Origin of the sequence: Acidovorax sp. 93 (assembly GCF_003633835.1) — a bacterium.
GTDB lineage: Bacteria > Pseudomonadota > Gammaproteobacteria > Burkholderiales > Burkholderiaceae_C > Acidovorax > Acidovorax facilis.
Genome location: NZ_RBIT01000001.1, coordinates 4,879,985 through 4,906,132, shown reverse-complemented (window position 1 = coordinate 4,906,132; position 26,148 = coordinate 4,879,985). Strand labels below are relative to the sequence as shown.

The following is a 26,148-nucleotide window of genomic DNA, read 5'->3' as shown; positions in this document are numbered from 1 at the left end:
GGCCTGTTCGGCCCTCAAGCACGATGACTGATTTTTCCCCCGGCGCAGCCAGCGCGCCCCACGCTTCCCGCGTGTTCACCCTCAGCGACTTCGACTTCTCGCTGCCCCCCGAACTCATTGCCCAGCACCCCGCGCCCGAACGCAGCGCATCGCGCCTGCTCGACGGCCGCGCCATGCAGCCGGTGGACCGCATCTTTCGCGAGCTGCCCGGCCTGCTACGCGCGGGCGACCTGCTCGTCTTCAACGACACGCGCGTGGTCAAGGCGCGCATCTTTGGCGAGAAGGCCAGCGGCGGCAAGCTGGAGCTGCTGATCGAACGCGTGCTGCCCGCCGAGGCTGGCAACCCGGGTAACGAAGTCGTGGCCCACATGAAGGTCAGCAAGAAGCCCCTGCCCGGCAGCGTGGTGCACATGGCCGGTGGCCGCAAGGCGGGCGGCTTTGATGCGCAGCTGCTGGGCCGCTGGCCCACCGAGGACGGCCCGCTGTTCCGCTTTGCGCTGCACGGCCCCGCAGGCGAGTCACCCTGGGAGCTGATGGACCGCCACGGCCACCTGCCGCTGCCGCCCTACATCGAGCGCCAGCAAAACACCGACCACGACCCGGACGAGGCCGAGGACAGCCAGCGCTACCAGACCGTGTTTGCGCGCAACCCCGGCGCCGTGGCCGCGCCCACGGCCGCGCTGCACTTTGACGAAGGCGTGCTGGCCGACATGGCCGCACGCGGCATCGAGCGCGCCAGCGTCACGTTGCACGTGGGCGCAGGCACCTTCCAACCTTGCAAGACCGAGAACCTGGCCGAGCACCAGATGCACAGCGAGTGGTACGAGATTCCCCTGGCCACGCTGGCCGCGCTGGAGCGCTGCCGCCAGCGCGGCGGCCGCGTGGTGGCCGTGGGCACCACCACCGTGCGCACACTCGAATCCTGGGCGAAGACGGGCCAGGCCTCTGGCGACACCAACATCTTCATCACACCGGGCTTTGCATTCCAGGTGGTGGATGTGCTGGTCACCAACTTCCACCTGCCCAAGAGCACGCTGATGATGCTGGTGAGCGCGTTTGCGGGCTACGCCCACATCATGGGCCTGTACCGGCACGCCATTGCGCAGCAGTACCGCTTCTTCAGCTATGGCGACGCGATGCTGCTGGAGCGTGCACGCAGCACGCCGTGAGTTCCTCAGGCCCTGCGACGTCGACCAGCCCCGCAGCCCGCCGGCGTGCGGCGCTGGCGGGCATCGCGCTTGCCGTCACGGCCTGCGCGTTCTTTGCGCTGCTGGACACCGCGAGCAAGCTGGTCAGCGTGGGCGTACCCATCGTCATGGCGCTGTGGATGCGCTATGTGTTCCAGTCGCTGCTGACCACGGCCTTCGTGCTGCAACGGGCGGGGCGCCCTGCCCTGCGCACCACACAGCCCCGCTTCCAGGCCTTGCGCGGTGCGCTGTTCGCCATGACCAGCCTGTTCGGCTTCATCAGCCTCACGGCCCTGCCACTGGCGGAGTTCACGGCCATCGTGGCCACGGTGCCGCTGTGTGTGACGGTGGTGGCGGCCCTGTGGCTGCACCAGCCCGTGAGCGCGGTGCGCTGGCTGCTGGTGGTCACCGGCCTGGCGGGTACGCTGGCCATCATCCGGCCCGGTGGCGAGGCCTTCACCTGGGCGCTGCTGTGGCCGCTGTGCATGCTGGCTGCGGGCACGGGCTACCAGGTGTTGAGCAGCAAGATGGCAGGCCAGGAGAGCCCCGCCACCACGCAGCTCTACACCAGCTGGATCGCCACCGCGCTGGTGTCGCTGGGCGTGCCGTTCTTCTGGCAGCCGGTGAGCGACCCGTGGCTATGGGCGGGCATGTTCACCATGGGCCTGTCGAGCGCGGTGGGCCACATGCTGCTGCTCCATGCCTATGCGCGCACCACGCCGGTGACGATCGCGCCGTTCCTGTATTCGCAGATCGGGTTTGCCATGCTGGCGGGCTGGCTGGTGTACCGCCATGTGCCCGATAGCTGGTCGATGGCCGGGATCGCCGCCATCGTGCTCAGTGGCGCGGCCAGCACCTGGCTGACCGTGCGGGAAACGCGCTGACGGCACTGCCCAGCGCCGCCCCAGCATTCAGCGGCAGGTGCTGGTTGGCGCAACGCGGGGCGCAGCCCCCATGGACGGAGGCTGGTTGGCCGAAGGCAACTCCACACAGTAGGTGCCCCAGGGGCCCGCAGCCTGAACCATGCGCTGGCCCTCTGCGCCGCGCAGGTCGCGCTCGGCAATGCCAGATCCCAAGGCACCCGCTGGAGCGACTTCCCAGCGCTGATGCGGCGGCTGTGGTTGCTGCGCCCCTTGCTGGCGCTGCCAGGCCCGCTCGCGCTGGAGCGCCCGTGCCACATCGTCCATGCTGGGAGCAGCCCGTGGGGCATCACCCGGCCCGGATGCCGGCGCCCGCGGCGCGGGCGCAACTGGCAGTGCGGCGGTCAAGCCCTCCACGCTGCCATCAGGCGCAGCAGGCTCCACAGCGATCGGCCGCCCGCTGCGGGTAACGGCCTGCTTTGGGCCCTGCCCGCTGGCAACGGGTGTAGTGCTCCGGGCTGGGGCGGCAGGCTGGGGCATGGCAGCTGGCAACGGCTCGCTGGGTGTCGTGGACGCGGGCAGCGGCGCCAGCGTCACCCATACCATGGCAGGTGCATCGCTGCGCTCGGGCGAAGTTCGCAGAGCACCATCGCTCCTGCTCAGCATCGCCAGAACCAATCCATGCAGCAACAGCGCCCCACCTACTGCCCAGGCCAGTCGCGGGCCGGAGCCGCGCGTGCCTTGCACTGCCCTAGTCGCCCTGGGCCAAGCCACCAGCCTCGCCACGCGAAAGCGCCTCGCTATCCTTCGTGTCCGCATCGGGCACCCAGGCCAGCAGGTCTGCCGGCTGGCACTGCAGATAACTGCAAATGGCGGACAGGGTCTCGAAACGCACGCCCTTGACCTTTCCGCTCTTGAGCAGGGACAGGTTGGCCTCGGTGATGCCCACATGGGCCGCCAGATCGCGCGACTTGACCTTGCGGCGCGCGAGCATTTCATCCAGGGTCACGACAATCGCCATGGGAATTCCTTCGCTGGCGAGTTGCTAAACAAACGCATCCGCTTCGGCTTGCAGGCGGTGGCCCTCGGCCAGCACGTGCCCCAGGAGCAACATCATCAGTCCCACGACCAATACGCTCATTTCAAACGGTCCCACGCCCAGCGCCACCAGGCCGTTCTGCTGGCCGGAAGCCAGCCAGGACAGCAGCGCCGTCACCCCCGCCTGGTAGACGAGTGAAGTCACGAACATCGCCAAAAAGCCCCAGCCCACGCCACGGAACCCGTGCACCACCACTGGCCCGAACACGGCCCCGGCCAGAAAGGACCGGCAGATGCGATGCACGCACAGCACCGCATACAGCATGGCTGCAGCGGGAATGCACTCCAGCGCCACGCCCACCCAGCGCCAATGGGTCTCCATGGAGGGCGGCGGTGTGAGGCCGACCAACAAGGCCTGCGAGGGCACCACCGAAAGCGGCATCCAGCCACCCCAACCCGTTTCATGCCCGATGGCCGCCCAGCGCGCCATCGACAACACCAGCGATACCAGGGCACACGCCCAGCTGGCCGCGAGAAGGCCCCAGGCCAGGCGGCGAAACGAGGGGCTGTGAACAGAAGATACCGATGGGGGTAGATGTTGCGTCATGGTCGGTAAATTTTTCTGTAAAACAATAATAATATACCGTAAAACAGAAATTTACTACCATGCTTTTTTTCCTAACGCCCCTGCGCCCTTTGGCTTTTCTCCGTGCTTTCTCGTGTTTTTTGGCCCTGGTGCTGCTGTCGGCCTGTGGCAGTGTGCCGGTGTCATCACTGTGGAAGCTGCGGCAGCTCCAGCTGGAGACGCTGGCCCCCGCCGCGCTGCGCGCCGCCGTGGTACACAGCCCGGGCCTGCAGCTTCAAGGCAACGCACTGGAGCTCACGGTGAGCGTTTCGCGCACGCTGCGCAAGCCCGGGGGAGCCATCGCCACCGAGCGCCTGGAAGAAAAATTGCCCCTTCAGGAGCTGCGCAGCACGGCCGATCGCAGCGTGCTCGCGGAATATGAAACGTCCCGGACCCATGTGCAGGTCTGGCGGATCGACCCAGCCGCCCTGCCGCGCCTGCAGGCTCTGCGAGAGCGGGCCATGGGCTGGAAAGGCACGGACGATGGTTCCCGTCAGTTGGGCCTGGGGCTGGAACTGTCGGGCTGTCAACAAGGCGGCTCCGGCAGCCGCGTCGTGACCACCCTCTTGCGATTCACCGACACAGGGGAATACATCCCGCTGGTGCGCAACCTCGACCTTGCGGAGACGATGCCAGCGCACGAGCTCGCCAAGCGGTTTCCGGCCTGCACAACGCGCTGAGCCGCCTCAGTGCGCTGCGCGCAAGGCCGTCAGAACGCTACCGCGTGCCCGTCCTTGCGCGGGTCGGAGCCTGCGATGTAGCTGTTGCCGTTCTTCAGCACCAGCTGGGCGCCGCCAAAGGCGAACACGCCGTTGCCCTCTTCCACCGTCACTTCGTGCCCGCGCGCGCGCAGCGCGGCGACCACGGCAGGGTCAAAGCCTGGCTCCACGGCCACACCCTTGCCGCCCGTCACGCGCCAGCGGGGCGCATCAGCCGCCGCCTGCGGGTTCTGGCCGTAGCGCAGCACGCGCAGTGCCATCTGGGTGTGGCCCTGGCTCTGCATCGGCCCGCCCATCACGCCAAACGCCATTTGGGGCGTGCCGTCGGCATGCGTGGCAAAGGCCGGGATGATGGTGTGCGAGGGGCGCTTGCGCGGCGCCACCTGGTTGGCGTGGCCCGGGATCAGGTTGAAGCCGTGGCCGCGGTTCTGCAGGCTGATGCCCGTGCCCGGCACCACTACGCCCGAGCCAAAGCCCATGTAGTTGGACTGGATGAACGAGACCATCATGCCGGACGCGTCGGCCGCCGCCAAGTACACCGTGCCGCCGGGGCGCGGAGCGCCGTAGCCAGGGTCGCCAGCGCGCGTGGTGTCGATCAGTGTGGCGCGGCCGCGCAGGTAGTCGGGGTTCAGCAGCGCATCGGGCTTGACGTGCATGGCGTCGATGTCGGCGTTGTACTGGTGCAGGTCGGCAAAAGCGAGCTTCATGGCCTCGATGCTGGCGTGCACGGTCTCCACATCGTCCACCGGGTGAGCGCCGATGCCATGCGCGTCGAGCATGCCCAGCGCCATCAGTGCGGCAATGCCTTGGCCATTGGGCGGGATTTCATGAACCACGGAATCACCAAAGCGCTGCTGAATGGTGCCAACCCAGTCGGCCTGGTGCGCGGCCAGGTCGGCCAGCGCCATGGCGCCGCCATTCGCCTGCGCATGGGCCACGATGCGCTCGGCGATCACGCCCCGGTAAAAGGCTTCGCCTTCGGTTTCGGCGATCAGCTCCAGCGTGCGGGCATGGGCTTCGCTGCGGAAGATTTCACCCGCCAGCGGCACCCTGCCGTTCGGCATGAAGCACTCGGCAAACCCGGGCTGCGTGCCCAGCTTGGCCGCGCCCAGCGCCCAGAGGCGGGCGATGGTGGGCGACACCGGAAACCCGTTGCGCGCGTAGTCGATGGCGGGCTGCGCCAGCTGCGCAAACGGCAGCTTGCCCAGACGCTTGGAGAGCGCCACCCAGGCCGACACGGCGCCTGGCACGGTGACGGCGTTCCAGCCGGTTTCAGGGATGCCCCCCAGCTTCTCGAAGTACTCCGGCGTCCACGCAGCAGGCGAGCGGCCCGAAGCATTCAAACCGTGCAACTCCTTGCCATCCCACACGATGGCAAACCCGTCGCTGCCCAGGCCGCAGCCCGTGGGCTCCACCACCGTGAGGGCCATGGCGGCGGCAATGGCGGCATCCACCGCGTTGCCGCCCGCCAGCAGCATGCGCAGGCCCGCCTGCGCCGCCAGCGGCTGCGAGGTGGAGACCACATTGCGGCCCATCACCGCGCTGCGGTGGGAGCTGTAGGGAAGTGACCAGTCGAGGGATTGGGTATTCATAGCGTTCTGACTCCATACCTTGCGAGGCGGCTCGCAGGCGAAAACTGGCGCGGCCTCAAGCGAGGGACGCCCAGGAAGGGCCGCCCCGCACAGAGAGCGTCGCCCCCCTTCAAGGGGGAAGGCGCCGAAGGCGACTCAGGGGGTTACTCCACCGTGATCTTGTGTTGGCGAATCACCGTCGCCCAGCGGTTGCTGTCCGCCTGCACCATGGCACCAAACTGCGCGGGTGTGCGCGGCGCGGCGGGCTCCACGCCCAGCTTGGCCAGGCTCTCGGCCACCTCGGGCGCCTGCACGGCCTTGGCAAAAGCCTTGTGCACGCGGTCCACCAAGGCGGGGGGAGCCCCGGCGGGCAGGTACACGCCAAACCAGGTCACCGACGAATAGCCGGGCAGGCCAGATTCGGCCAGCGTGGGCAGCTCGGGCGCCAGGGTGCTGCGCTTTTCGCTGGTCACGGCCAGTGCGCGCAGGCGGCCGGCCTTGGCGTGCGGCATGCCGGTGGGCAGGGAATCGAACAGCACATGCGTCTGCCCAGCAATCAGGTCAGGGATGGCCAGGGCCGTGCCCTTGTAGGGGATGTGCGTCATCTCCGCACCCGCCTGGGCGCTGAAGGCGGCCGTGTTCAGGTGCACGATGGTGCCGTTGCCGCTGGTGGCGTAGTTGAGCTTGCCGGGGTGGGCCTTGGCGTAGGCAATCAGTTCGCCCACGGTCTTGACCGGCAGGCTGTTGGTGACCAGCAGCACGCTGGGTGCGTCGGCCACATGGGCCACCGGCGTGAAGTCCTTGCGCGGGTCATAAGCCAGCTTGGGCATGAGGTGGGGCGAGATCGCGTGGGTGCTGCTCGTGGTCAGCAGCAGGGTGTAGCCATCGGGTGCGGCCTTGGCCGCCTCGGCCGTGCCCAGGGTGCCGCCCGCGCCGGGCTTGTTGTCCACCACCAGCTGCTGCCCCAGGTCGGCCGCGACGCGCTGGGTGACCACGCGGGCCACCAGGTCGGTCGCGCCGCTGGCTGGGAAGGGCACGATCACCCGCACGGGGCGATCCGGCCAATTGGCTTGTGCCTGCGCGGCAGATGCCAGCACCAGCAGGCCGGCCAGGCCCCAGACACCACGGCCCCAGGAAAGTAGACGCATACAGAGCACTCCCGCAAAGAAATCGGACACAACAGAGGATGGGACCATCTTAGGAAGCCGCGCCTTGCTTTACTACCAGCATTTCAGCAAGCTGCTTTGCTGCCACGGCAAACCGGCGCATACTGCCAGCCTCACTCCCGGTTCGGTCACCCATGCGCCCCCACCTGCTGCAAGACACCACCCTGCGCTACTTTCTGGCCGTGGCGCAGAGTGGATCGCTCACCGAAGCATCGGCCCGGCTGCATGTGGCCGCCTCGGCGCTGAGCCGCCAGATCGCGGGGCTGGAGGCCCAGCTGGGCACGCCCCTCTTTGAGCGCCACCCGCGCGGCATGGTGCTGACAGCGGCAGGCGAGATCCTGGCCGTGCACGCCCGCCGCACGGTGCTGGACGCCGAGCGCGCACTGGGCGAGATCGGCGCGCTGCAGGGCCTGCGCGCGGGGCAGGTGCGCCTGGCCACCTCCGACGCATTTGCCAACGAGCTGGTGCCGCGCCTGTGCGTGGAGTTCCAGCGCACCTATGCCGGGGTGCAGTTCAGCGTGATCGCCCTGCCCACGGCCCAGGTGCCCGACGCCGTGCGCAGCGGCACGGCCGACATCGGCCTGTGCTTCAGCCGCGCGCCGCACAAGGACATCGACGTGGCCTACCGCCAGAGCGCCCCGGTGCTGGCCCTGCTGCCGCCTGGCCACACGCTGGCCAGCGCGGGCAGTGTGACCCTGGCGCAGATGGCCGAATACCCCTTGGCGCTACCCCCGCCCGAGACCACGGTGCGCCAGATGATCGACATCGTCTGCAGCCGCCAGGGCTTGCAGCTCGACGCCGTGCTCATCAGCAACCACGCCAAGACGGTGGTCAACTTTGTACAGCTGGGCGGCGGCCTGTCCGTGGCCAGCGAGATTGCCGTGCGCCACCTGGTGGCCGAAGGCGCCATCGTGGCCCTGCCCATCAGCGACCCTGGCATGGACCTGCGCGACATCGAGATCCAGACCCTGGCCGGGCGCAGCCTGCCAGTGGCGGCGCAGGCGTTTCTGGAGCTGCTCAAGGAACGGCTACCGCAGCAGTGGTAGCCCTTGGCGTCGGTTATCCGGCGTGCTGGTCATCACCCGGCAGCCCCAGGCGAATCGCCCCCCCCCCCGGCACTGTGGCATCCACCGGCACCCCGCCGCGCGTGACGCGAAGGCGGTGCTGCAAACCCTGCTCAGTAACCGTGCAGCGCGCGAAAATCCCGCGCCTTGCCAAAGTGCCCGTTGCCAATAAAAGGGACAGGCGGGCGCAGTGCCGACAGGGGCGAGGGGTGGTTGGACGTGAGCACCAGGTGCCCGCGGTCTGCGGGAATCCACGCGCGCTTGGACTGGGCGTGCGAGCCCCAGAGCATGAACACCACCGGGCGCGGGCCTTCAGCCACATGGCGGATGACGGTGTCGGTCAGTTCCTCCCAGCCCTTGCCTGCATGGCTGGCGGCCTGGCCCTCTTCCACCGTGAGGCAGGTGTTGAGCAGCAGCACACCGTTCTTCGCCCACTTGACCAGGCTGCCGCCGGGGTTCGGGAACGGGGGGAAGGCCACCCCCAGGTCGCGCTGCATTTCCTTGAAGATATTCTGCAGCGAGGGCGGCAGGCGCACGCCCGGCGCCACCGAAAACGCCAACCCCTCGGCCTGGCCCCGGCCGTGGTACGGGTCCTGCCCCAGGATGACCACGCGCACGTCCTCAGGCGGCGTCAGCTCCAGCGCCCGCAGCGGCTGGGGCGGAAAGATCGCCGCACCCGCCTGCAGCCGCGCCTGCAAGAACGCGAGCAACGCCTGCCCGCGTGCGCCAGCAAAAAAGGCGTCCGCCAACGGCTGCCAGCCGGGCGCCACGGGCCAGTCGGCGGGGTTGGCGCTTTGGAGTTGGGCCGGGGTCTGGGGAGTTGAATTCATGGTCAAAATAGGCTGTAGCGCTTTACCATCAAGCGCAAGCAGCTATCAAATCAGGAGTTTTCACCCTCTCTCACCCAAAGAGCTTGGCCAGGGCCAGGCCCGGATCGTCCGCCCGCATGAAGGCTTCACCCACCAAGAAGGCGTGCACACCAGCGTCGCGCATGGCCTTCACATCGGCTGGCTTCAAGATGCCCGACTCGGTGACGAGAAGCCGGTCTGCAGGCACGTCCTTGAGCATGGAGAGCGTGGTGTCCAGCGTGACCTCGAATGTGCGCAAGTTGCGGTTGTTGATGCCGACCAGCGGAGTCTTGAGCTTTAGAGCCCGCTCCAGTTCGGGCCGGTCATGCACCTCCACCAGCACCGCCATGTCCAGGCTGCGGGCAATGGCCTCGAAGTCGGCCATCTGGGCGTCGTCCAGGCTGGCCGCAATCAGCAGGATGGCGTCGGCGCCCATGGCGCGCGATTCGTAGATCTGGTACGCATCCACCATGAAATCCTTGCGCAGCACAGGAAGCAACGTGCTGGCGCGGGCTTGTTTCAGGTAGTCGGGCTGGCCCTGAAAGAACTGCCGGTCGGTCAGTACCGACAGGCAGGCCGCGCTCACCTTGCCATCGCCTTCCATGTAGCTCTGGGCAATGTCAGCGGGCTCGAAGTCGGCGCGCAGCACCCCCTTGCTGGGGCTGGCCTTCTTGATCTCGGCAATCACCGCCGCCTGGCCCTTGGCGATCTTGGCGCGCAGCGCGCCTTCAAAGTCGCGGGTGAGCACACGGCTCTCGGCGTCGGCGCGCATGGCTTCAAAGGACAGGCGCTTTTTGGCTGCCGCTACTTCTTCGTGCTTGACGGCGACGATTTTGTTGAGGATGTCACTGCTCATGGTGCGCGGCCTTTGGGTTGTCGGTTTCGGTGTCGTCGGGCTCAGGGGAGCCCTGTTTCAGAATTTTGGTGAACACGCGGTGCATCACGAACCCGGCCACGATGAAAAGGGCAGAGATGCCCAGTGCAATCCAGGTGCCAGGGTCGCGCCACATGGCCGTGTCAGGCCGCCGTGGCCAGCGCGTGCGTGCGCGTGACCACCTGCTCCAGCTTGGCCAGCGCGGCGCCCGACGCAATCACGGCCCGGGCCTTGGCCAAGCCTGCGGGCACCGAATCGACCACATTGGCGGCATACAGTGCCACGCCTGCGTTCAGACACACGATGTCTTGCGCGGCGCCAGGCTCACCCTTGAGCACGCCGATCAGCATCTCCCGCGACTGCTCGGGCGTCTCAACCTTGAGCGCGCGATTGCTCGCCATCGGCAGGCCAAAGTCCTCAGGGTGGATTTCGTACTCGGTGATCTGGCCGTTTTTCAACTCACCCACCAAAGTGGCAGCGCCCAAGCTGACTTCGTCCATGCCATCACGGCCGTACACCACCAGCGCGTGCTCGGCGCCCAGGCGCTGCAGCGCGCGTACTTGGATGCCGACGAGGTCGGGGTGGAACACGCCCATCAGGATGTTGGGCGCACCTGCCGGGTTGGTCAGCGGGCCCAGGATGTTGAAGATGGTGCGCACGCCTAGTTCCTTGCGCACCGGGGCCACGTTCTTCATGGCGGGGTGGTGGTTGGGCGCAAACATGAAGCCGATGCCGACTTCAGCGATGCACTGGGCGATCTGCTCGGGTTTGAGGTTGATGTGGATGCCCAGGGCCTCCATCACATCGGCGCTGCCGCTTTTGCTGGATACGCCGCGCCCGCCATGTTTGCTGACCTTGGCACCCGCTGCGGCGGCCACGAACATCGAGCAGGTGGAGATGTTGAAGGTGTTGGCGCCGTCGCCGCCCGTGCCCACGATGTCCACCATATGGGTCGCGTCCGTGACGTGCACCTTGGTACTGAACTCGCGCATCACCTGCGCAGCGGCGGTGATCTCGCCGATGGTTTCCTTCTTCACGCGCAAGCCGGTGATGATGGCTGCGGTCATGACGGGCGACAGCTCGCCATTCATGATGAGGCGCATCAGATGCAGCATTTCGTCATGGAAGATTTCGCGGTGCTCGATGGTGCGCTGTAGCGCTTCCTGGGGGGTGATGGGCATGACGGTGTCTCCTGGGGTGGCGGTCAAGCCGCCGGTTGATCTGTAAAGGCCAGCTTGAGTCCGAAGCCGATGAACATGGCGCCCGCCACGCGGTCCAGCCAGTGCATGCCGCGCTGGATGGCTGTGGCGCGTCGCGCCATCCATGATGCCGCCAGCGCCCACCCCACGTTGATGGGAATGGCGTTCACGTTGAACAGCACGCCCAGCAGCACGAAGGCCAGCGCCTTGTTGTCGGTGCCCGGCGCGATGAACTGCGGCACAAAGGCCAGGAAGAAGATGGCGACCTTGGGGTTGAGCACATTGGTCCAGAAGCCGCCGAGGAACACCTTGCGAAGCGGCATGTGCGGCGCAGGGGCCGCCTGCGCAGCCGCCAGCGCTGCGCTGTTGCCACCATCAGCACCGGGCTTGGACAGCAGCATGCGCACGCCCATCCACATCAGGTAAGCCGCGCCGATCCACTTGAGCACCGTGAACGCCGTGGCCGAGGTGGCCAGCAGCGCGCCCACGCCCACCGCCGCCGCGAAGATGTGCACAAAACAACCGGCCGTGATACCCAGCCCCGCCACGATGCCCGCGCGGGTACCGGAACGCAGCGCGTTGGTCACGATGTAGAGCACATCGGGCCCGGGCGTGAGATTGAGCAGCCAGCCGGCCGCAATGAACATGAGCAGTTGATGAAGTTCGGGCATGGGGGTGTCTACCAGCGTCGGTCAGGTTCCAGGCGGTGCAGGAAGGTCGTCAGCGAATCGCGCGGAGGCTGCACCGCATGCGCGGCCAGGATGCGCCCCGCCGCCCCCCGGTGGTACGTGCCATGCACGACGAGGTGGTTCAGGATCTCGCTGCGCGACATGCGCCCCGTTTCGCCGTCGGTGAAGCGGAACGCCACCGGTTCGGCCAGCTGCGCATCATCCAGCCCGCCCACGTACTGCACATACCAGTCGTCCGACGCGCGCACAGCATCGCTCAGGGTGGCCAGCTCCGGCGTCTCCTCGGTGTTGGTGGCCCGGTAGGTGGTCTGGGGCAGACCCTGCAGGTGGCTGGCAAAGATGCGGTCCACCACGTAAGTGTGGTTCAGGATGCGCACAAACAGCCGGTAGTCGTCGGCAGGCAATGCGCCCTGCGATGCCGCGCCCAGTGCCAGCAGTTCCTGGTTGGCCCACCGCTTGTACTGAAAGAGCTGGGCCAGGCCCTGAGAGGCCGTCATGCGCGCTGCTCCAGAAAGTTCTTGAGCATGGCGTGGCCGTGTTCGGTGAGGATGCTTTCGGGATGGAACTGCACGCCTTCGATCGGCAGCGTCTTGTGGCGCACGCCCATGATTTCGCCGTCGTCGGTCCAGGCGGTCACTTCGAGCACATCCGGGCAGGTGGCACGCTCGATGGCCAGCGAGTGGTAACGGTTGACGGTGAATTGCTCCGGCAGGCCCGCAAACACGCCCTTTTGCGTGGTGGTGATCACGCTGGTCTTGCCATGCATGAGCTCCTGCGCACGGATGATGGTGCCGCCAAAGGCTGCACCAATGGCTTGATGACCCAGGCACACGCCCAGGATGGGCAGCTTGCCGGCAAAGTGCTGGATTGCTGCCACCGAGATACCGGCCTCTGCAGGTGAGCAAGGCCCGGGCGAGATGACCAGGCGGTCAAGCTGGCCCGCGTTCAGGCGCGCCTCGATCTCGGCCACGGTGATCTCGTCGTTGCGGAACACCTCGACCTCGGCGCCCAGTTCACCAAAGTACTGGACGATGTTGTAGGTAAAGCTGTCGTAGTTATCGACCATCAAGAGTTTCATGCGGCGCTCCCGGCAGTGGCGGGCTCGCGCAGACGGGCGAACTCGCGGTGTTCATAGGCAATGCAGGCTTCCATGAGGCTGCGGTAGATGGCTTCGATCACGTCGGCGTCGCCGCCTTCGGCCTGGGCACGTTCGCGCACACGGTCCACGATGGCCTGGATGCGCGCTTCGTCGCGCACCTGTTCCACGCCTTGCTTGATGCGGGCGGCCTGGGTCATGTAGCCCACGCGCTCCACCAGCAGAGGCACCAGCACGTCGTCCAGCGCGTTCACTTCGCGGCGCACGTCCTGCATGGTGGTGCAGGGTTTGACTCGGGTGATAGCGAGGGTCATTCCAGGCCCTCCTCGACGAGTTCGGCGGCGCGCAGCAGCGCGCGGGCCTTGTGCTCGGTTTCTTTCCATTCCAGCTCGGGCACCGAATCGGCCACCACACCGGCAGCCGCCTGCACGTAGAGCGTGCCGTTCTTGACGATGCCGGTGCGGATGGCAATGGCCACATCCATGTCGCCCGCATAGCTCAGGTAGCCGCAGGCGCCGCCATACAGGCCGCGTTTGGTGGGTTCCAGCTGGTCGATGAGTTCCATGGCGTGCACCTTGGGCGCGCCGGTGAGCGTGCCTGCGGGGAAGGTGGCCTTGAGCACGTCCATGCTGGTCATGCCCTCGTGCAGAATGCCTTCCACGTTGCTCACGATGTGCATCACGTGGCTGTAGCGCTCCACCGCAAAGGCTTCGGTCACCTTCACGGTGCCGGTCTTGGCGATGCGGCCGATGTCGTTGCGCGCCAGGTCGATCAGCATCACGTGTTCGGCACGCTCCTTGGGGTCGTTGATGAGCTCGACCTCGGTGGCCTTGTCCTTCTCGGGCGTGGCGCCACGCGGGCGGGTGCCCGCCAGGGGGCGGATGGTGACCTTGGTGCCCTCGTCGGTCTTCTCCTGGCGCACCAGGATCTCGGGGCTGGCACCCACCACATGGAAGTCGCCAAAGTCGTAGAAGTACATGTACGGCGACGGGTTCAGCGAACGCAGCGCGCGGTACAGGCTCAGGGGGCTTTCGGTGTAGCGCTTGTGGATGCGCTGGCCCACCTGCACCTGCATGAAGTCGCCCGCAGCAATCAGCTCCTTGGCGCGGTGCACTGCGGCCAGGTAGTCGGCCTTGGCAAAGTCGCGCTGGGCGGGGTGGCTTTCGGTGGCCTTCACAACCGGGGCGCTCACCGAATACTTGAGCTGCTCTTTCAGCTCGCGCAGGCGCTTCTTGGCGCGGGTGTAGGCCTCAGGCTGGGCCGGGTCGGCGTAGACGATGAGGTAGAGCTTGCCCGAAAGGTTGTCGATGACCGCCAGTTCTTCGCACTGCAGCAACAGGATGTCGGGGCAGCCCAGGGTGTCGGGCGGGCAGGTGGTCTCCAGCTTCTTTTCGATGTAGCGCACCGCGTCGTAACCAAAGTAGCCGGCCAAGCCGCCACAAAAGCGCGGCAGGCCGGGGCGCAGCGCCACCTTGAACCGCTTTTGGTATGCCTCAATGAAGTCGAGCGGATTGCCCTGGGCGGTTTCGACCACCTGGCCGTCCGTCACGACCTCGGTTTTGGCCTGCGCCCCAAAGCCACTGGCCCGCAACAGCGTGCGCGCGGGCAAGCCAATGAAGCTGTAACGCCCGAAGCGCTCGCCGCCGACCACGGATTCGAGCAAGAAGCTGTGCTTGCCGCCGTCCTTGGTGTGCGCCAGCTTCAGGTAGAGCGAGAGGGGGGTTTCCAGGTCCGCAAAGGCCTCGACCATGAGCGGAATGCGGTTGTAGCCTTCGCTGGCCAGGCTTTTGAATTCAAGTTCTGTGATCACGGGGAGGGCTCCCAGCTGTCGCAGCGCGTGTCCCTGTCAATGAAAAAGGGGCGCTGCGGTCCATTCAATCGGCCTCACCGCATCGGGGTGGAGGCCACGGGTGCACGCTGGGGCTGCTGCCCAGGTGCCATCAGGCGTTCAAAGCGACAGGCTGACGCCAGGGCCAGGCTCCCCGGTCGCTGCAACCTGTGATGAACACGTGGTGAATGAACATGGGCCAAAGTGTAGCAAAGCTTTTTTCAGGGCCTGAGTTGACGACTCTCAAGGCGAGATCGCACAACCACTCGAAAACCCTGTTGCGGCCCGGCAGGAGCACTGCAACAATTTGAAACGAACGACCGTTCTTTTTTAGGAGTTGCGCATGAAGTTTCTCCAGCGATGTGCCGCAGCAGCCGTGGCCTGCCTGTTGGCGGCCGGTGCTATTGCCCAGCCCATCACCGTGGCCGACGTCAAGTATGAAGAGACGAGCAGCCTGAGTGGCAGCAGCCTTCAGCTCAATGGCGCAGGGGTTCGCTACAAGGCCGTGTTCAAGGTGTACACCGCAGGCCTGTACCTTGAAAAGAAGGCCTCGACTCCCGCTGAAATCATGGCCCTGAAGGGCCCCAAGCGCATGAGCATCACCATGCTGCGCGAGATCGACTCCACCGAGCTGGGCAAGCTGTTCTCGCGCGGCATGGAGGACAACATGGACCGCGCAGCGTTCTCCAAGCTCATCCCGGGCGTGCTGCGCATGAGCCAGATCTTCTCGGACCACAAGAAGCTGCAGGCGGGCGACCAGTTCATGATCGACTGGATACCAGGTACCGGCACGGTGATCACGGTCAAGGGCAAGCCCCAGGGCGAACCTTTCAAGGAGCCGGAGTTCTTCAACGCGCTGCTGGGCATCTGGCTGGGCAATGTGCCCGCCGACTGGAAGCTCAAGGACGCCCTTCTGGGCAAGCCTGCGTAACCCCCTGGGACAAACCCCGAGGCACTTCCGCCCGGGGCTGTCCCGCGCCCGACAGACGCGCTCCCTACTCGGGAGTAGCCTTTGGACCAACGAGCACACCCGCCCCTCACCGACGAAACAACGGCCTCTTGCTGCGCGCACCCCGCAGTCACTGATGCCACGGCCTGAACCGAGATTTTCGCGCTACCCGCGCCCCGCAACGAGCCGTCTGTAACGCCCCCAATTTTCTGCCCCCAGATACCTTTTTGCGCCAGACCCCACCATGAAACTCAGCAACCTTTCCGTCGGCCTGCGCCTGGGCGCGTCGTTCGGTGCCATCCTGCTCATCACCGCGTTGATTGCCGCCACCGGCATGTGGCGCATCGCGAGCCTGCAAGGCGCCAGCGAACGCGTGGCCACCCAGGAGATCGAGCAGCAGACCCTGGTGGAGAACTGGGCGTCAGACATCCGCCTGAACTGGGTGCGCACCGAGGCCTTCCTCAAGGCCATTGACCGCGACTACATGGAAAAGCTCACGGCCGACACGCAGGCCACAGCCAAAGGCATCGAGGGCAAGGTCCAGCGCATCGAAGGCCTGGTACAGGGAGACAAGAACCGTGCGCAACTGGCCACCATTGCCGCCGCCAGCAAGGCCTACAACGACAAACTCGCCGAGATCCGCGAACTGCACCGTGGCGGCGAGCCCAATGTGCCCACGCTGGTGGACAAGGACTTGCGCCCTCTGGCAGACAAGTACCTCCAATCCCTCGACGACCTGCGCACTGCCATGGCCGCGCAGCTGGCCGACAGCCAGGGCGACACCAGCACGCTGGCCAAGGCCAGCCAGGTGTTGCTGGGCGTGGGCACACTGATAGCCGTGGCACTAGGGGCGCTATTGGCCTTCACCGTCACACGCTCCATCGTGCAACCTGTGCAGCGGGGCAAGCAGGCGGCAGAGAGCATTGCCGATGGCGACCTGACCCACCCCATCGAAGCCAGCGGCAATGACGAAACCGGCCAACTGCTGCAGGCGCTGGCCACCATGCAATCGCGCCTGGCCACCATCGTCGGCAATGTGCGCCACAACGCAGAAGGCGTGGCCACCGCCAGCGTCGAAATTGCATCCGGCAACAACGACCTCTCGGCACGCACGGAACAGCAAGCCTCAGCCTTGCAGCAGACCGCCGCATCCATGGAAGAACTTGGCTCCACGGTGCGCCAGAACGCCGACAACGCGCGCACGGCCAATCAGCTCGCCATGAGCGCATCCACCGTGGCCCAACAGGGAGGCGATGTGGTGGCCGAAGTGGTCGAGACCATGAAGGGCATCAACGACAGCAGCCGCAAGATCGCCGACATCATCAGCGTCATCGACGGCATCGCCTTCCAGACCAACATCCTGGCCCTGAATGCTGCCGTGGAGGCCGCGCGCGCGGGCGAACAGGGGCGCGGCTTTGCCGTGGTGGCCGGGGAAGTGCGCAGCCTCGCTGGACGCAGCGCTGAAGCCGCCAAGGAGATCAAGGGCCTGATCGGCACCAGCGTGGAGCGCGTGGAGCGCGGCACAGCCCTGGTGGACAAGGCCGGCGCCACCATGAGCGAAGTGGTTGCATCGATCCGCCGCGTGACGGAGATCATGGGCGAGATCAGCGCAGCCAGCAGCGAACAGAGTCAGGGTGTCTCGCAGGTGGGCGAAGCCATCACGCAGATGGACCAGGCCACGCAGCAGAACGCGGCCCTGGTAGAGCAAAGCGCAGCAGCGGCCGACAGCCTCAAGACACAGGCGGGGCAGCTGGTGGATGCGGTGGCGGTCTTCCGCCTCTCAGCCAACGCCACCCGTCACGGCGATGCAACGCCCGCCCCCTTGCGCGGCAGCAGCATCAGCGCATCGCGGCTCGACTACCGCGCCGTGGCGCCACGCCAGTTACCCGCCTGAGAGCGGCTCAGGTCAGCTGCGCCAGCGAATCCACAAAACCGTCGGCATCCACGGCCCGAACGGGCGCGCCGTGGTTGTAGCCGTAGGTGACCAGCACCACGGGGCACCCGGCAGCGCGGGCAGCCTGCGCGTCGTTGCTGGAATCGCCCAGCATCAGCGTGCGCGCGGGGGCAGTGCCCAGCGCTTCGCAGGTCTTGAGGAGGGGCAGAGGATCGGGCTTCTTGCGCTCGAAGGCGTCACCGCCAAACACTTTCTCGAAATACCCGTCGAGGCCCTTGGACTTCAGAAGCGGCAGCGCAAAGTCCGTGGGTTTGTTGGTCAGGCAGGCCAGGCGCAGCCCCCGGGCATGCAGCGCCTTCAGACCGTCCTCCACACCCCGGTAAACCCCTGCAAACTGGCCATTGATCGCCAGGTAGTGGCGCTGGTAGCTGGCCCAGGCTGCGGGATAGTATGCTTCGCTTTTTATAGCATCTTGCGCAATCCCATCAAGCGCTAGCACGTGTTTTAGCACTGATCGCAGCAAATGCTCCGAGCCTTTGCCCACCATGTGTTCGATGTGCAGGGCCTCGATGCTCGGCAGGGCCAGCTCACGGAGCATGCGATTGATCGCCTCGTTGAAATCCCCCATGGTGTCCACCATGGTGCCGTCCAGGTCCACGATGACGGCATCTACACGGGACAGCAGAGAAGACAACATGGGGTCGGCGGCGTGGGACATAAGGCAGAAAGACGGAAGAGGAAAAAGTTGCCCAAGTTTAAGGAGCCGATGAAGCCTTCTTCTTCCCGCCCACCCTGCACTCAGCGCAAGCTCAGCGTCTGCCGCTTCCACGCAGGGTCTTGCCAGCGCTGGAACAAAGGCAGCGCTGCCACATCGCCCGTGACCCGCTCAGTGGTCAGGCCGTCCAACCGCACCACCTCAAAGCTCTTGCGGTAGCGCCCCTGGCCCCGCGCCTCGCGTGCCACAAGCATCTGCTGTCCGCCGGGCACCCATCCGGCCCATTCGGCAACACCGGTTTCTGGCGTGGTGGCCGCTGGCGGCAGCACATCGGCGAGCCAGCCGCCTTCGGTCTTGCGCAGCACCCACAGCTCGCGCCAGCCTTCCAGGGGTTGCACGGCCAGGGCCACCGCCGTGCCTTCGCGGTTGGTGCTGGCCGACGCAGACCAGACCACGCCATAGGTGCAGCGGCGCAGCAGCGGGGCCTGGGCCGTGTGCTGGGCATCCACCAGCAGCACACAGGTTTCACCGGGAGCGCCGGGCTCGGTCACCAGGGTCGGGCGGGCTGCTTTGGACGGGGCCGCTGGCGCGGTAGTGGGCACCAGTGCCCAGCGCACCGCACTCACCCGCATGGCCGCATCGTTGTAGGCGCTTTGATCCTCGTCGGGCAGGTCGGCCTTGCTCACGCCGGCGAACTCGGTCAGCGCGCGCGCAGCAGCGGCAGCCACCGCTGGATCTGCAACATTCTTGCGCGCCTGCTCGAAAGCCGTGGCGCCCCACACGCTGGCGCGGCGCATCTGCACGCGGTTGCGCAGGTAGGGCGGCAAGCCGGCAACGTCCACACGCTCCAGCACATCGACCTGCCAGGCGTGCACCTTGGCGCGTTCGTGAGCTGGCAGGTCGGGGTTGATGCACTCTGGCCGCGTCAGCGCCAGGGCGGCGCGGGCGCGCTGGGCGGCATCGGCCACCGGCATGGCCAGCACGCGGCGAAAGGCTTCGCCTTCATAGCAAACCTGCATGCGGCCCTCCACCTCATAGGTGGCAAAACGCACGCCGTAGGCATTGGCCACATCCAGGTGCGCGGACAGCGTGGCCCCCGAAGCCTTGCCCGGCACGGCCACCGAGGCGCGACGTGCAAGCCGGTCGGCGAACGTGCCCAGCGCATCAAAAGCCTGCGCGCCCTCGACACCCGCCAGCAGCTGGCCGGGAGCCACCTGCAGGTACGCGGCGGTGAGGCCAATCCCCAGCGCCTCAGCACCCGGCGTGTCTTGCATGAAACGCAGCACAGCCAGCAACGCGGGGCCTTCGGCCTCGGTCAGTGCCATGCGGCGCACATCGCTGGCGCGGATGAAGCCGCCGCGCTCACGCTTGTGGTCCCACACCTGCAGGTAATCCAGGCGCTCGCCGCGCACCTCCAGCACCTCGCCCTGCCACAGGCTGGCCTGCTGCTGGGCGCCATCGCGCGGCGCGGCACGCAGGCTGGCCTGGTCCTGCACCACGATGGCACTGCCCAAGGCATTGGCCAGGGCATTGGCCGAAGCAGGAGGCACGGCGGCAGAGGCCACCGTGACTGCAGCGCTGGCGACCGCCGCGACGAAGGTCAAGGTCGTGAGATTCATGTTCATTGCTCCACAGCCTGGACGGTGGAGGCGTCGTCGGCCACGCCTGCAGCCTGCACAGCACCGGCTTGCGCATTGCGGCTACCGCCCAGCAGCGCCGCGCCGATGAAATCACCGTTGGTCGGAGGCGGCGCGATGATGACCTGGATCTTGTCGGAGAGCTTGTCAGCCAGCGTCTTCTGGATGAGCAGCGGATGCTTGGTGACCAGCGCTCCTTCGCGCGCCATCTGCTCGGCGTTCACCTTGCCGATGCGGTCCATGCGGTAGGCCTCGGCCTCAGCCAGCTTCTGGCGGGCATCCGCCTCGCCGTTGGCTTCGATGCGGCGGGCCTGGGCGCCGCCCTCAGCGGCCTTGATGCGCGATACCTTTTCGGCCTCGGCCTCCAGCTGGCGCTGCTCGATCTGGCGCTGCTTGAAGGGCAGCACATGTTTCATCGCCTCTTCCTGGGCGCGGGCGGCGATCACCTGCTCGCGGGCCGCAGCTTCAGCAGCCACCTCGCGGCGCACCTTGTCGGCATTGGCGTCGAGTTCGGTCTCCTTCACACGCTTGTCTTTCAGCTCCAGCGTGTAGCGCATCTTCTCGGAAGCCAGTTCCTCGGCCAGCAGGCTGTCCATGCCGCGGCGGTACTCGGCGGGCAGGTCCACCTTGCCGATCTGCACGTGGCGCAGCAGCACGCCATCGGCGGCCAGGCGCGTGCGCAGTTCAGTCTCGATGATTTGTGCGATCTCGGCACGCTTGGACGAGAAAATTTCACGCACGGTGTAGCGGGCAAACACCTTGTAGACCAACCCCTGCACGGCAGGTGCCACGATGTCGGCGTCCACATCATCGGGCAGGCGGCCAGCCTTGACGGTTTCGGAGGCAGGATCGAGTGCGTAGCGCACGCTCAGGTCAAGCCCGAACGACAGTCCTTCCACCGATTGCAAGGGTGCGCTGCCATTGGCCTGGCGCATGGCTTCAGGGCGGTAGCTCTGGTCCCGCAGAGAGAAGATGCGCACGCTGTGCAGGCCCGGAACCACCCACATGCTGCCATCACGCCACTGGCTCACCGAACCGGTGAACTGGTTCATGCGGACCGCCAGCTCCCCCTGGCCCAGCTGCTGCACCGGCGGGTGGCGAAGCACAAGGCCCCCTGCACCGACCACCACGGCACCGGCCACCATCCAGCGCACCGTGCTGGCCGTGGGCAGCAGGTACGCCCAGTGGATGCGCCCTGCGTCCACGTCTGCGGATGCTGGCATGGCAGCTTCCGTCTGCGAAGGTGCCGCGTCTTGCGGCCATTCGCCGCTGGCGTCCAGCGGGCGGGGGGCGGCATTGCGGCCACGCAGGGCTTGTACGATGCGGTTCCAGGCGGTTTTCATGGGGTTTCTCTCTCTCGGTAGGGTGAAGTTGTTGTCTGCTTCTGAGCCGTCCGATCGGGCTGCTCATTGGGGACTGATTCTTCGGATTCACCCCGGAAGCAACAACGCAGCGCGCACCCCAAAGCCCTCACACCCACCGCACAAACCCTCCGGACCCGGAAGAAACCTTCACACCGGGCAAGCAAGGCGCCCCGGATAATCGACGCACCCTTACTCCGCGCCCCGCCCATGACCCGCATTGCCGTGATCGAAGACGACCTGCCCACCAGCAACCAGCTGGCGGGCTGGATTGCCAGTGCGAAGAGCGGCATCGTGATTGACCAGTGGTTCACGCGCGACGACGCCGAAGCCGCCCTGGCGCGCGAGCACTACGACGCCGTGGTCCTTGACATCGAACTGGGCCGTGAGCGCCATGCGGGCGTGGCGCTCATCAACGCCATCAACAAGCGCCGCCAGGGCACACCGGTGCTGGTGGTGTCGGCCATGCCTGCGGCCATCTACCGCAGCATCATGAAGGCGCTGGACGCGTGGGACTACCTGCAAAAGACCACGTTCGAGGAGGCCGACTTCATCGAGACCTTTCTCGACATCCTGCGCACCACGCAGGCACAGACTCCGACCCGCACAGCACCCGCCCCGGTGGGCGATGCGCTGGTGCTGGACCCGCTGTGGCAGCGCTCCCCCACCTGGCGCGGCGAGCGCATCAACCTGCCGCTGACGGCCCAGCGCATCCTGGCCACGCTGCACCAGCGCAGTGGCGAGGTGGTGTCGTACGACGAACTTTTTGAGGTGGTGAAAAGCGGGCGCAACCGCGACAACGTGCGCAAGCACGTCAGCACCATCCGCGAGGCCCTGCGCGAGGTGGACCCCAGCTTTGAAGGCATTGAGAACGTGCCCATGCGCGGCTTTCGCTGGACTGGCAAGTGAAGCGTCTGCTCCGCCACCCCGCGCTGGAGATGCCCCGCCTGGGCCTGCCCGCCTTCCGGTTGCGGATTCTGGTGCGCAGCGTGTTTGTGCTGCTGGCGCTGGCCACCGTCGCGCTGAGCGTGGTGCTGCTCAAGGAAGAAAAGGAGCGTGGCTGGCAGAGCTACCAGCACGGCTTCGCGCGCAGCCAGTCCGAGGTCATGGCCCGTCTGCGCCACCCCTCTGGGCAGCTGGCCTTGCTCAATGCGGGCAACCGTGGCGCCGCCCCCGCGCCGCTGGCGCCCCTGCTGCTGCCCTATGCGGCGCTAGATTTCGACGACCAAAACAAGGCCCAACAGGCCGTGGAAATGGCGGGCTGCGCGGTGCAGTACCCCGACGGTTCGTCGGTCTGCGCGGCCATCGGCAACAACCCCTATGCCGGGGGCTTCATTTACCTGGTGGGCAGCTTCTACGCGGGCGAGCTGGTGCCCCGCGAACGTGGCGCACTGGATGTGCAGGCCGTGCACCGCGCCCGCATCACGCTGGACATGCGCGGCGCTACCTACCGCTGGGTGGCGCCTTTTGAAGCACTGCCACCCCAGGGCACGATCAGCACCCGGGGCCGCCTGACAGGATTCGTGGACAGCGGAGAAGAGTCCCTGGATGCCCGGGCGCGGCCAGTGCGGGATTTTCGCGGCTGGCTCTGGCAGAACGGCCAGTGCCGGGATCTGGCGGGCGCCGTGCCCGATTGCCTGCGCCGCACCTTCTACTCCATCCGCCTGCCGGTGGAGCTGTTCCGCGAAGCGCTGTTTGACAAGCAGCGCCTGGTCTGGCCGCCACAGGATCTTGGCAACATGCGCGTGCGGGTGGAAATGCTGGCGCCTGGCACGGGCGCGGCGCTGTTCGACAGCAATGCCCCCGGTGCCCAGGCTGCGGCTTCGCTGGCGGAGGTGGCGCGCACCCTGCTGCCCGGCGAACAGGTGCAGATCCGCAAGCTGGGCACGAGCGACAGCGAAGCGATCACGCTCAAGGGTTCCGAAGTGCAGGCAGACCCTTCGGCGCCCTGGCTGCTGCGCCTTATCAGCTGGCTGCCGCTGGAGTGGCAAGCCGCTGGCGATCATCAGGCGCAGCCGGTACCGGCCGGCCTCGACATTCTGGACACCCCGGCGGGCAACTATGCCGTCACCTTTACCGGCAACCTGCGCGGCGTGGAGCAGGGCCTTGCCGCCGTGGCCACCCGCATGTCGTGGTACCTGGGCGCCATGCTCGCGGCTATCGCGCTGGCCTGGCTGGTGGTGGAGGTGGGCCTCATCCGCCGAGTGACCGCCCTCACCCGCCGCGCGGCAGCAGTTTCGTACAACGTGCAGGACGGGCACATCGGCCCCCGCCTGGGCGACCTGGACGTGTCGGACCTGCGCGGATCGGACGAGCTGGGTATTCTGGCTGGCGGCCTGGCCGACCTGCTCCAGCGTGTGAAGGACGATATCCAGCGCGAACAGTTGCGCGCCCAGCAGGAGCGCGACATGTGGCATGCCGTGGGGCACGAGATCATGTCCCCTTTGCAATCGCTCATGGTGCTGCACGGCAGCGCCGACGACCCGGGCCACCGCTACATCCAGCGCATGCAGCAGGCCGTGCATGTGCTGTATGGCACGGCCTCCCCTGCGGAGGCGTTGCAGGCGGCCGACGTGCCGCAGGGTCGACTGGACCTGAATGCCTTCCTGCACCACGTGGCCAACAACGCGCACTTTGCAGGCATCGACAACGTGGTCTATGAAGGAGGGGCGGGCCCGGTCATCGTTCGGGCGGACGAATTTGCATTGGAAGACGTGGTGACCCACATCCTGCGCAATGCCGACCGCTACCGCCCGCCGGGCACGGCCATCACGCTGACGCTGGCGGCCTCCGAGTCGACTGCCAGCGCCACGCTGCGCAACCAGGGCGCCACCATTGCCGAGGATCTGCTGGGGCGCATCTTTGAGCTGGGGGTGTCCGACCCCAGCCTTCCCATGCCCGACGGCGAGAGCGGGCACCGGGGCCAGGGCCTGTTCGTGGCCAAGACCTACATGGCCAAGATGGGCGGCACGATCAACGCGCGCAATACGGCCGATGGCGTGGCCTTCGTCCTGACTTTTCAGCGCCTGGGCTGACCATGCCCGAAACACGCGCCCCGCGCACGGCAGGGGGCGGCACTGTCCGACAGGGACGCGCAGCAGGAGGGCCTACCCTGCAGGCATACGTTCAGACCACCGTCTGCGATTGCCCCAGGAGCCCTTTCATGAAACGCATTCCCTTTGCCACCCCCCTCTTCACCGCCGCCTTGTTGCTGGCATGCGCGGGTGTATCCGCACAAACGCCGCCTCAGGACGCGCGGGCACGCTATGAGCAGGAGCGGGAAAAGTGCATGACCAACAACACCCAGGACAGTCTGGCCACCTGTCTGCGCGAGGCCAACAACGCGCTGGATGCTTCGCGCAAGGGCGATCTGAGCAACCCTGGAGCCGCCGCAAACGACAACGCCACACAGCGTTGTGCTGCGTTCCAGACGGCTGCCGACCAGGCTGATTGCATGCGCCGTGTGCAAAGCAGCCCGGCGAGTGGCTCGGTGTCCGGCGGCGGCGTGTTGCGTGAATCGACCACCACGACGATCACCGTCCCTGCGCAACAATAACCAAGCTCCAGGAAGGCGTGGTCTGTGAAAACGGCCACCGCGCAAAGTCTGCGCAGCGGCTCAGGAGATCACGCCAGTTCTGCGCGCATCGCGTCGATGACGCCTTGGTAGTCGGGCTTGCCAAAGATGGCGCTGCCCGCCACAAAGGTGTCAGCACCCGCATCGGCCACGCGGCGGATGTTGTCGGTCTTGATGCCGCCATCCACTTCCAGGCGGATGTCCTTGCCCGAGGCGTCGATGCGCTTGCGCACAGCTTCGATCTTGCGCAGGGCCGAGTCGATGAAGCTCTGGCCGCCAAAGCCGGGGTTCACGCTCATGATGAGGATGAGGTCGATGTCGTCGATTACCCAGTCGAGAACGTCCAGCGGCTCCGCCGGATTGAACACCAGGCCGGGCTTGACGCCCTTGGAACGGATGGCCTGGATGCTGCGGTGCACATGGCCCGAGGCGTCGGGGTGAAAGCTGATGTAGTCCGCCCCCGCGTCGGCAAACGCGGCGGCCAGGGCGTCCACCGGCTGGATCATCAGGTGCACATCGATCGGTACGGCCACACCGGCGGCGGTCTTGGCATGGGGCTTGAGCGCCTGGCACACCATGGGGCCGAAGGTGAGGTTGGGCACGTAATGGTTGTCCATCACGTCGAAGTGGATCCAGTCTGCGCCAGCGGCAATGACATTGCGCACCTCTTCACCCAGGCGGGCGAAGTCGGCGGAGAGGATGGAGGGGGCGATTCGGAATGTGCGGCTCATCCTCCGATTGTCGCAAAGCGCAGAAGCCCTGGGGTTTTACCCCACGGGCATGCACTTTTTACGAATCTCCACGGTTACCATTCGCCCCATGCCAAAGTACCAGTTTGACGTGGAAGTGCTGCCCGAATACCTGCCCGAGCAGTCTGCGCCGGACACGGGGGTGTTCAGCTTCGCTTACACCATCACCATCACCAATTCCGGGGAAACGCCTGCGCAGCTGATTTCGCGCCACTGGATCATCAGTGACTCCCGGGGCCACACCGAAGAGGTCAAGGGCCTGGGCGTGGTGGGCCACCAGCCGCTGCTCAAGCCGGGCGAATCGTTCCAGTACACCAGCGGTTGCCGGCTTCGCACCTCCAGCGGGACCATGCACGGCACCTTTCACTGCGTGGCCGAAGATGGCGAGCCCTTCAACAGCCCGGTGCCGTTGTTCGTGCTGGAGGCGATCAGCCACGGCCCTTCGGGCGAACCTTTGAGCGGCCGGGTGCTGCATTGAAGCGCTATTGCCCCCACGCTCCCCACT

28 protein-coding genes are annotated in these 26,148 nt (G+C 66.5%); 10 read left to right on the top strand and 18 right to left on the bottom strand.

Annotation, left to right across the window (positions count from 1 at the left end):
- The first annotated feature begins 23 nt into the window (after positions 1-23).
- On the top strand, positions 24-1,169 hold the full coding sequence (gene queA, locus C8C93_RS22380) for a tRNA preQ1(34) S-adenosylmethionine ribosyltransferase-isomerase QueA (protein WP_121508349.1): 1,146 nt from the start codon (positions 24-26) through the stop codon (positions 1,167-1,169).
- A complete protein-coding gene (locus C8C93_RS22375; protein ID WP_121508348.1) occupies positions 1,166-2,071 on the top strand; it encodes a DMT family transporter in 906 nt (301 codons plus the stop codon). The genes queA and C8C93_RS22375 overlap by 4 nt, the downstream gene beginning before the upstream one ends.
- 27 nt (positions 2,072-2,098) lie before the next feature.
- Here the strand turns inward: C8C93_RS22375 and C8C93_RS25490 are convergent, their stop codons facing one another.
- The 3 genes from C8C93_RS25490 to C8C93_RS22360 all read right to left on the bottom strand — a co-directional run bounded on the left by C8C93_RS25490 (position 2,099) and on the right by C8C93_RS22360 (position 3,692).
- Positions 2,099-2,713: a hypothetical protein gene (locus C8C93_RS25490; protein WP_233559539.1), complete on the bottom strand. Its 615-nt coding sequence runs from the start codon at positions 2,711-2,713 to the stop codon at positions 2,099-2,101.
- Between the two features lie 85 nt (positions 2,714-2,798).
- On the bottom strand, positions 2,799-3,068 hold the full coding sequence (locus C8C93_RS22365; RefSeq protein WP_121421406.1) for a helix-turn-helix transcriptional regulator: 270 nt from the start codon (positions 3,066-3,068) through the stop codon (positions 2,799-2,801).
- Between the two features lie 24 nt (positions 3,069-3,092).
- A complete protein-coding gene (locus C8C93_RS22360) occupies positions 3,093-3,692 on the bottom strand; it encodes a DUF2975 domain-containing protein (RefSeq protein WP_121508346.1) in 600 nt (199 codons plus the stop codon).
- A gap of 59 nt (positions 3,693-3,751) precedes the next feature.
- On the opposite strand from C8C93_RS22360, the gene C8C93_RS22355 reads away from it, so the two are divergent.
- On the top strand, positions 3,752-4,390 hold the full coding sequence (locus tag C8C93_RS22355) for a hypothetical protein (RefSeq protein WP_121508345.1): 639 nt from the start codon (positions 3,752-3,754) through the stop codon (positions 4,388-4,390).
- Between the two features lie 29 nt (positions 4,391-4,419).
- Here the strand turns inward: C8C93_RS22355 and C8C93_RS22350 are convergent, their stop codons facing one another.
- Together C8C93_RS22350 and C8C93_RS22345 are read right to left on the bottom strand one after the other, a co-directional pair.
- Positions 4,420-6,021 (bottom strand): gamma-glutamyltransferase family protein, encoded by a 1,602-nt coding sequence (locus C8C93_RS22350; RefSeq protein WP_056065309.1) that lies wholly within the window; start codon positions 6,019-6,021, stop codon positions 4,420-4,422.
- A 143-nt stretch (positions 6,022-6,164) separates the two neighbouring features.
- Positions 6,165-7,148 (bottom strand): tripartite tricarboxylate transporter substrate binding protein, encoded by a 984-nt coding sequence (locus tag C8C93_RS22345; RefSeq protein WP_056065307.1) that lies wholly within the window; start codon positions 7,146-7,148, stop codon positions 6,165-6,167.
- Between the two features lie 152 nt (positions 7,149-7,300).
- On the opposite strand from C8C93_RS22345, the gene C8C93_RS22340 reads away from it, so the two are divergent.
- Positions 7,301-8,212 (top strand): LysR substrate-binding domain-containing protein, encoded by a 912-nt coding sequence (locus C8C93_RS22340; protein ID WP_056065304.1) that lies wholly within the window; start codon positions 7,301-7,303, stop codon positions 8,210-8,212.
- Positions 8,213-8,343: 131 nt separating this feature from the next.
- Here the strand turns inward: C8C93_RS22340 and C8C93_RS22335 are convergent, their stop codons facing one another.
- The 9 genes from C8C93_RS22335 to trpE form a co-directional block, all read right to left on the bottom strand.
- Positions 8,344-9,060, bottom strand: a complete 717-nt coding sequence (locus C8C93_RS22335) for a uracil-DNA glycosylase (protein WP_056065302.1) — start codon at positions 9,058-9,060, stop codon at positions 8,344-8,346.
- 70 nt (positions 9,061-9,130) lie between these two features.
- Entirely contained in the window at positions 9,131-9,934 is an 804-nt protein-coding gene (trpC, locus tag C8C93_RS22330; protein WP_056065300.1) for an indole-3-glycerol phosphate synthase TrpC, read from the bottom strand.
- Positions 9,924-10,088: a hypothetical protein gene (locus tag C8C93_RS25280; protein WP_174240343.1), complete on the bottom strand. Its 165-nt coding sequence runs from the start codon at positions 10,086-10,088 to the stop codon at positions 9,924-9,926. The genes trpC and C8C93_RS25280 overlap by 11 nt, the downstream gene beginning before the upstream one ends.
- A 7-nt stretch (positions 10,089-10,095) precedes the next feature.
- Positions 10,096-11,133: an anthranilate phosphoribosyltransferase gene (gene trpD / locus C8C93_RS22325; RefSeq protein ID WP_121508344.1), complete on the bottom strand. Its 1,038-nt coding sequence runs from the start codon at positions 11,131-11,133 to the stop codon at positions 10,096-10,098.
- Between the two features lie 23 nt (positions 11,134-11,156).
- The gene (locus C8C93_RS22320) at positions 11,157-11,822 is read right to left on the bottom strand and encodes a LysE family translocator (protein ID WP_121508343.1); all 666 of its coding nucleotides are present in this window, start codon (positions 11,820-11,822) and stop codon (positions 11,157-11,159) included.
- An 8-nt stretch (positions 11,823-11,830) separates the two neighbouring features.
- Positions 11,831-12,337, bottom strand: a complete 507-nt coding sequence (locus C8C93_RS22315; RefSeq protein ID WP_121508342.1) for a DinB family protein — start codon at positions 12,335-12,337, stop codon at positions 11,831-11,833.
- A complete protein-coding gene (locus C8C93_RS22310) occupies positions 12,334-12,918 on the bottom strand; it encodes an aminodeoxychorismate/anthranilate synthase component II (RefSeq protein WP_121421413.1) in 585 nt (194 codons plus the stop codon). Before C8C93_RS22310 ends, C8C93_RS22315 begins: the two co-directional genes overlap by 4 nt.
- A complete protein-coding gene (locus C8C93_RS22305; RefSeq protein ID WP_121508341.1) occupies positions 12,915-13,250 on the bottom strand; it encodes a chorismate mutase in 336 nt (111 codons plus the stop codon). The genes C8C93_RS22310 and C8C93_RS22305 overlap by 4 nt, the downstream gene beginning before the upstream one ends.
- Positions 13,247-14,746: an anthranilate synthase component I gene (gene trpE, locus C8C93_RS22300; protein ID WP_121508340.1), complete on the bottom strand. Its 1,500-nt coding sequence runs from the start codon at positions 14,744-14,746 to the stop codon at positions 13,247-13,249. The genes C8C93_RS22305 and trpE overlap by 4 nt, the downstream gene beginning before the upstream one ends.
- A 361-nt stretch (positions 14,747-15,107) precedes the next feature.
- Here trpE and C8C93_RS22295 point away from each other — a divergent pair, with 361 nt between their 5' ends.
- Both C8C93_RS22295 and C8C93_RS22290 read left to right on the top strand, forming a co-directional pair.
- Positions 15,108-15,695, top strand: coding sequence for a chalcone isomerase family protein (locus C8C93_RS22295; RefSeq protein ID WP_055395601.1), 588 nt, complete (start codon positions 15,108-15,110; stop codon positions 15,693-15,695).
- A 262-nt stretch (positions 15,696-15,957) separates the two neighbouring features.
- Entirely contained in the window at positions 15,958-17,607 is a 1,650-nt protein-coding gene (locus C8C93_RS22290) for a methyl-accepting chemotaxis protein (protein ID WP_121508339.1), read from the top strand.
- 7 nt (positions 17,608-17,614) lie between these two features.
- Here the strand turns inward: C8C93_RS22290 and gph are convergent, their stop codons facing one another.
- From gph to C8C93_RS22275, 3 genes are all read right to left on the bottom strand, one after another.
- On the bottom strand, positions 17,615-18,304 hold the full coding sequence (gene gph / locus C8C93_RS22285; RefSeq protein WP_233559538.1) for a phosphoglycolate phosphatase: 690 nt from the start codon (positions 18,302-18,304) through the stop codon (positions 17,615-17,617).
- A 101-nt stretch (positions 18,305-18,405) separates the two neighbouring features.
- Positions 18,406-19,941 (bottom strand): hypothetical protein, encoded by a 1,536-nt coding sequence (locus C8C93_RS22280; RefSeq protein ID WP_233559537.1) that lies wholly within the window; start codon positions 19,939-19,941, stop codon positions 18,406-18,408.
- A gap of 2 nt (positions 19,942-19,943) precedes the next feature.
- A complete protein-coding gene (locus tag C8C93_RS22275) occupies positions 19,944-21,182 on the bottom strand; it encodes an SPFH domain-containing protein (RefSeq protein WP_370110888.1) in 1,239 nt (412 codons plus the stop codon).
- Positions 21,183-21,530: 348 nt separating this feature from the next.
- Here C8C93_RS22275 and C8C93_RS22270 point away from each other — a divergent pair, with 348 nt between their 5' ends.
- From C8C93_RS22270 to C8C93_RS22260, 3 genes are all read left to right on the top strand, one after another.
- The gene (locus C8C93_RS22270) at positions 21,531-22,229 is read left to right on the top strand and encodes a response regulator transcription factor (protein ID WP_121508336.1); all 699 of its coding nucleotides are present in this window, start codon (positions 21,531-21,533) and stop codon (positions 22,227-22,229) included.
- 29 nt (positions 22,230-22,258) lie between these two features.
- Positions 22,259-24,355, top strand: a complete 2,097-nt coding sequence (locus C8C93_RS22265; protein WP_121508935.1) for a HAMP domain-containing sensor histidine kinase — start codon at positions 22,259-22,261, stop codon at positions 24,353-24,355.
- Positions 24,356-24,483: 128 nt separating this feature from the next.
- On the top strand, positions 24,484-24,876 hold the full coding sequence (locus C8C93_RS22260; RefSeq protein ID WP_121508335.1) for a hypothetical protein: 393 nt from the start codon (positions 24,484-24,486) through the stop codon (positions 24,874-24,876).
- A gap of 68 nt (positions 24,877-24,944) precedes the next feature.
- On the opposite strand, the gene rpe is transcribed toward C8C93_RS22260, so the two are convergent.
- A complete protein-coding gene (rpe, locus tag C8C93_RS22255; protein ID WP_121508334.1) occupies positions 24,945-25,625 on the bottom strand; it encodes a ribulose-phosphate 3-epimerase in 681 nt (226 codons plus the stop codon).
- Positions 25,626-25,713: 88 nt separating this feature from the next.
- Between rpe and apaG the strand changes: the two genes are divergently transcribed.
- Positions 25,714-26,121 carry a Co2+/Mg2+ efflux protein ApaG gene (gene apaG, locus C8C93_RS22250; RefSeq protein ID WP_121421421.1) on the top strand — a complete coding sequence of 136 codons (408 nt, stop codon included), beginning with the start codon at positions 25,714-25,716 and terminating at the stop codon, positions 26,119-26,121.
- Positions 26,122-26,148: the final 27 nt, after the last annotated feature.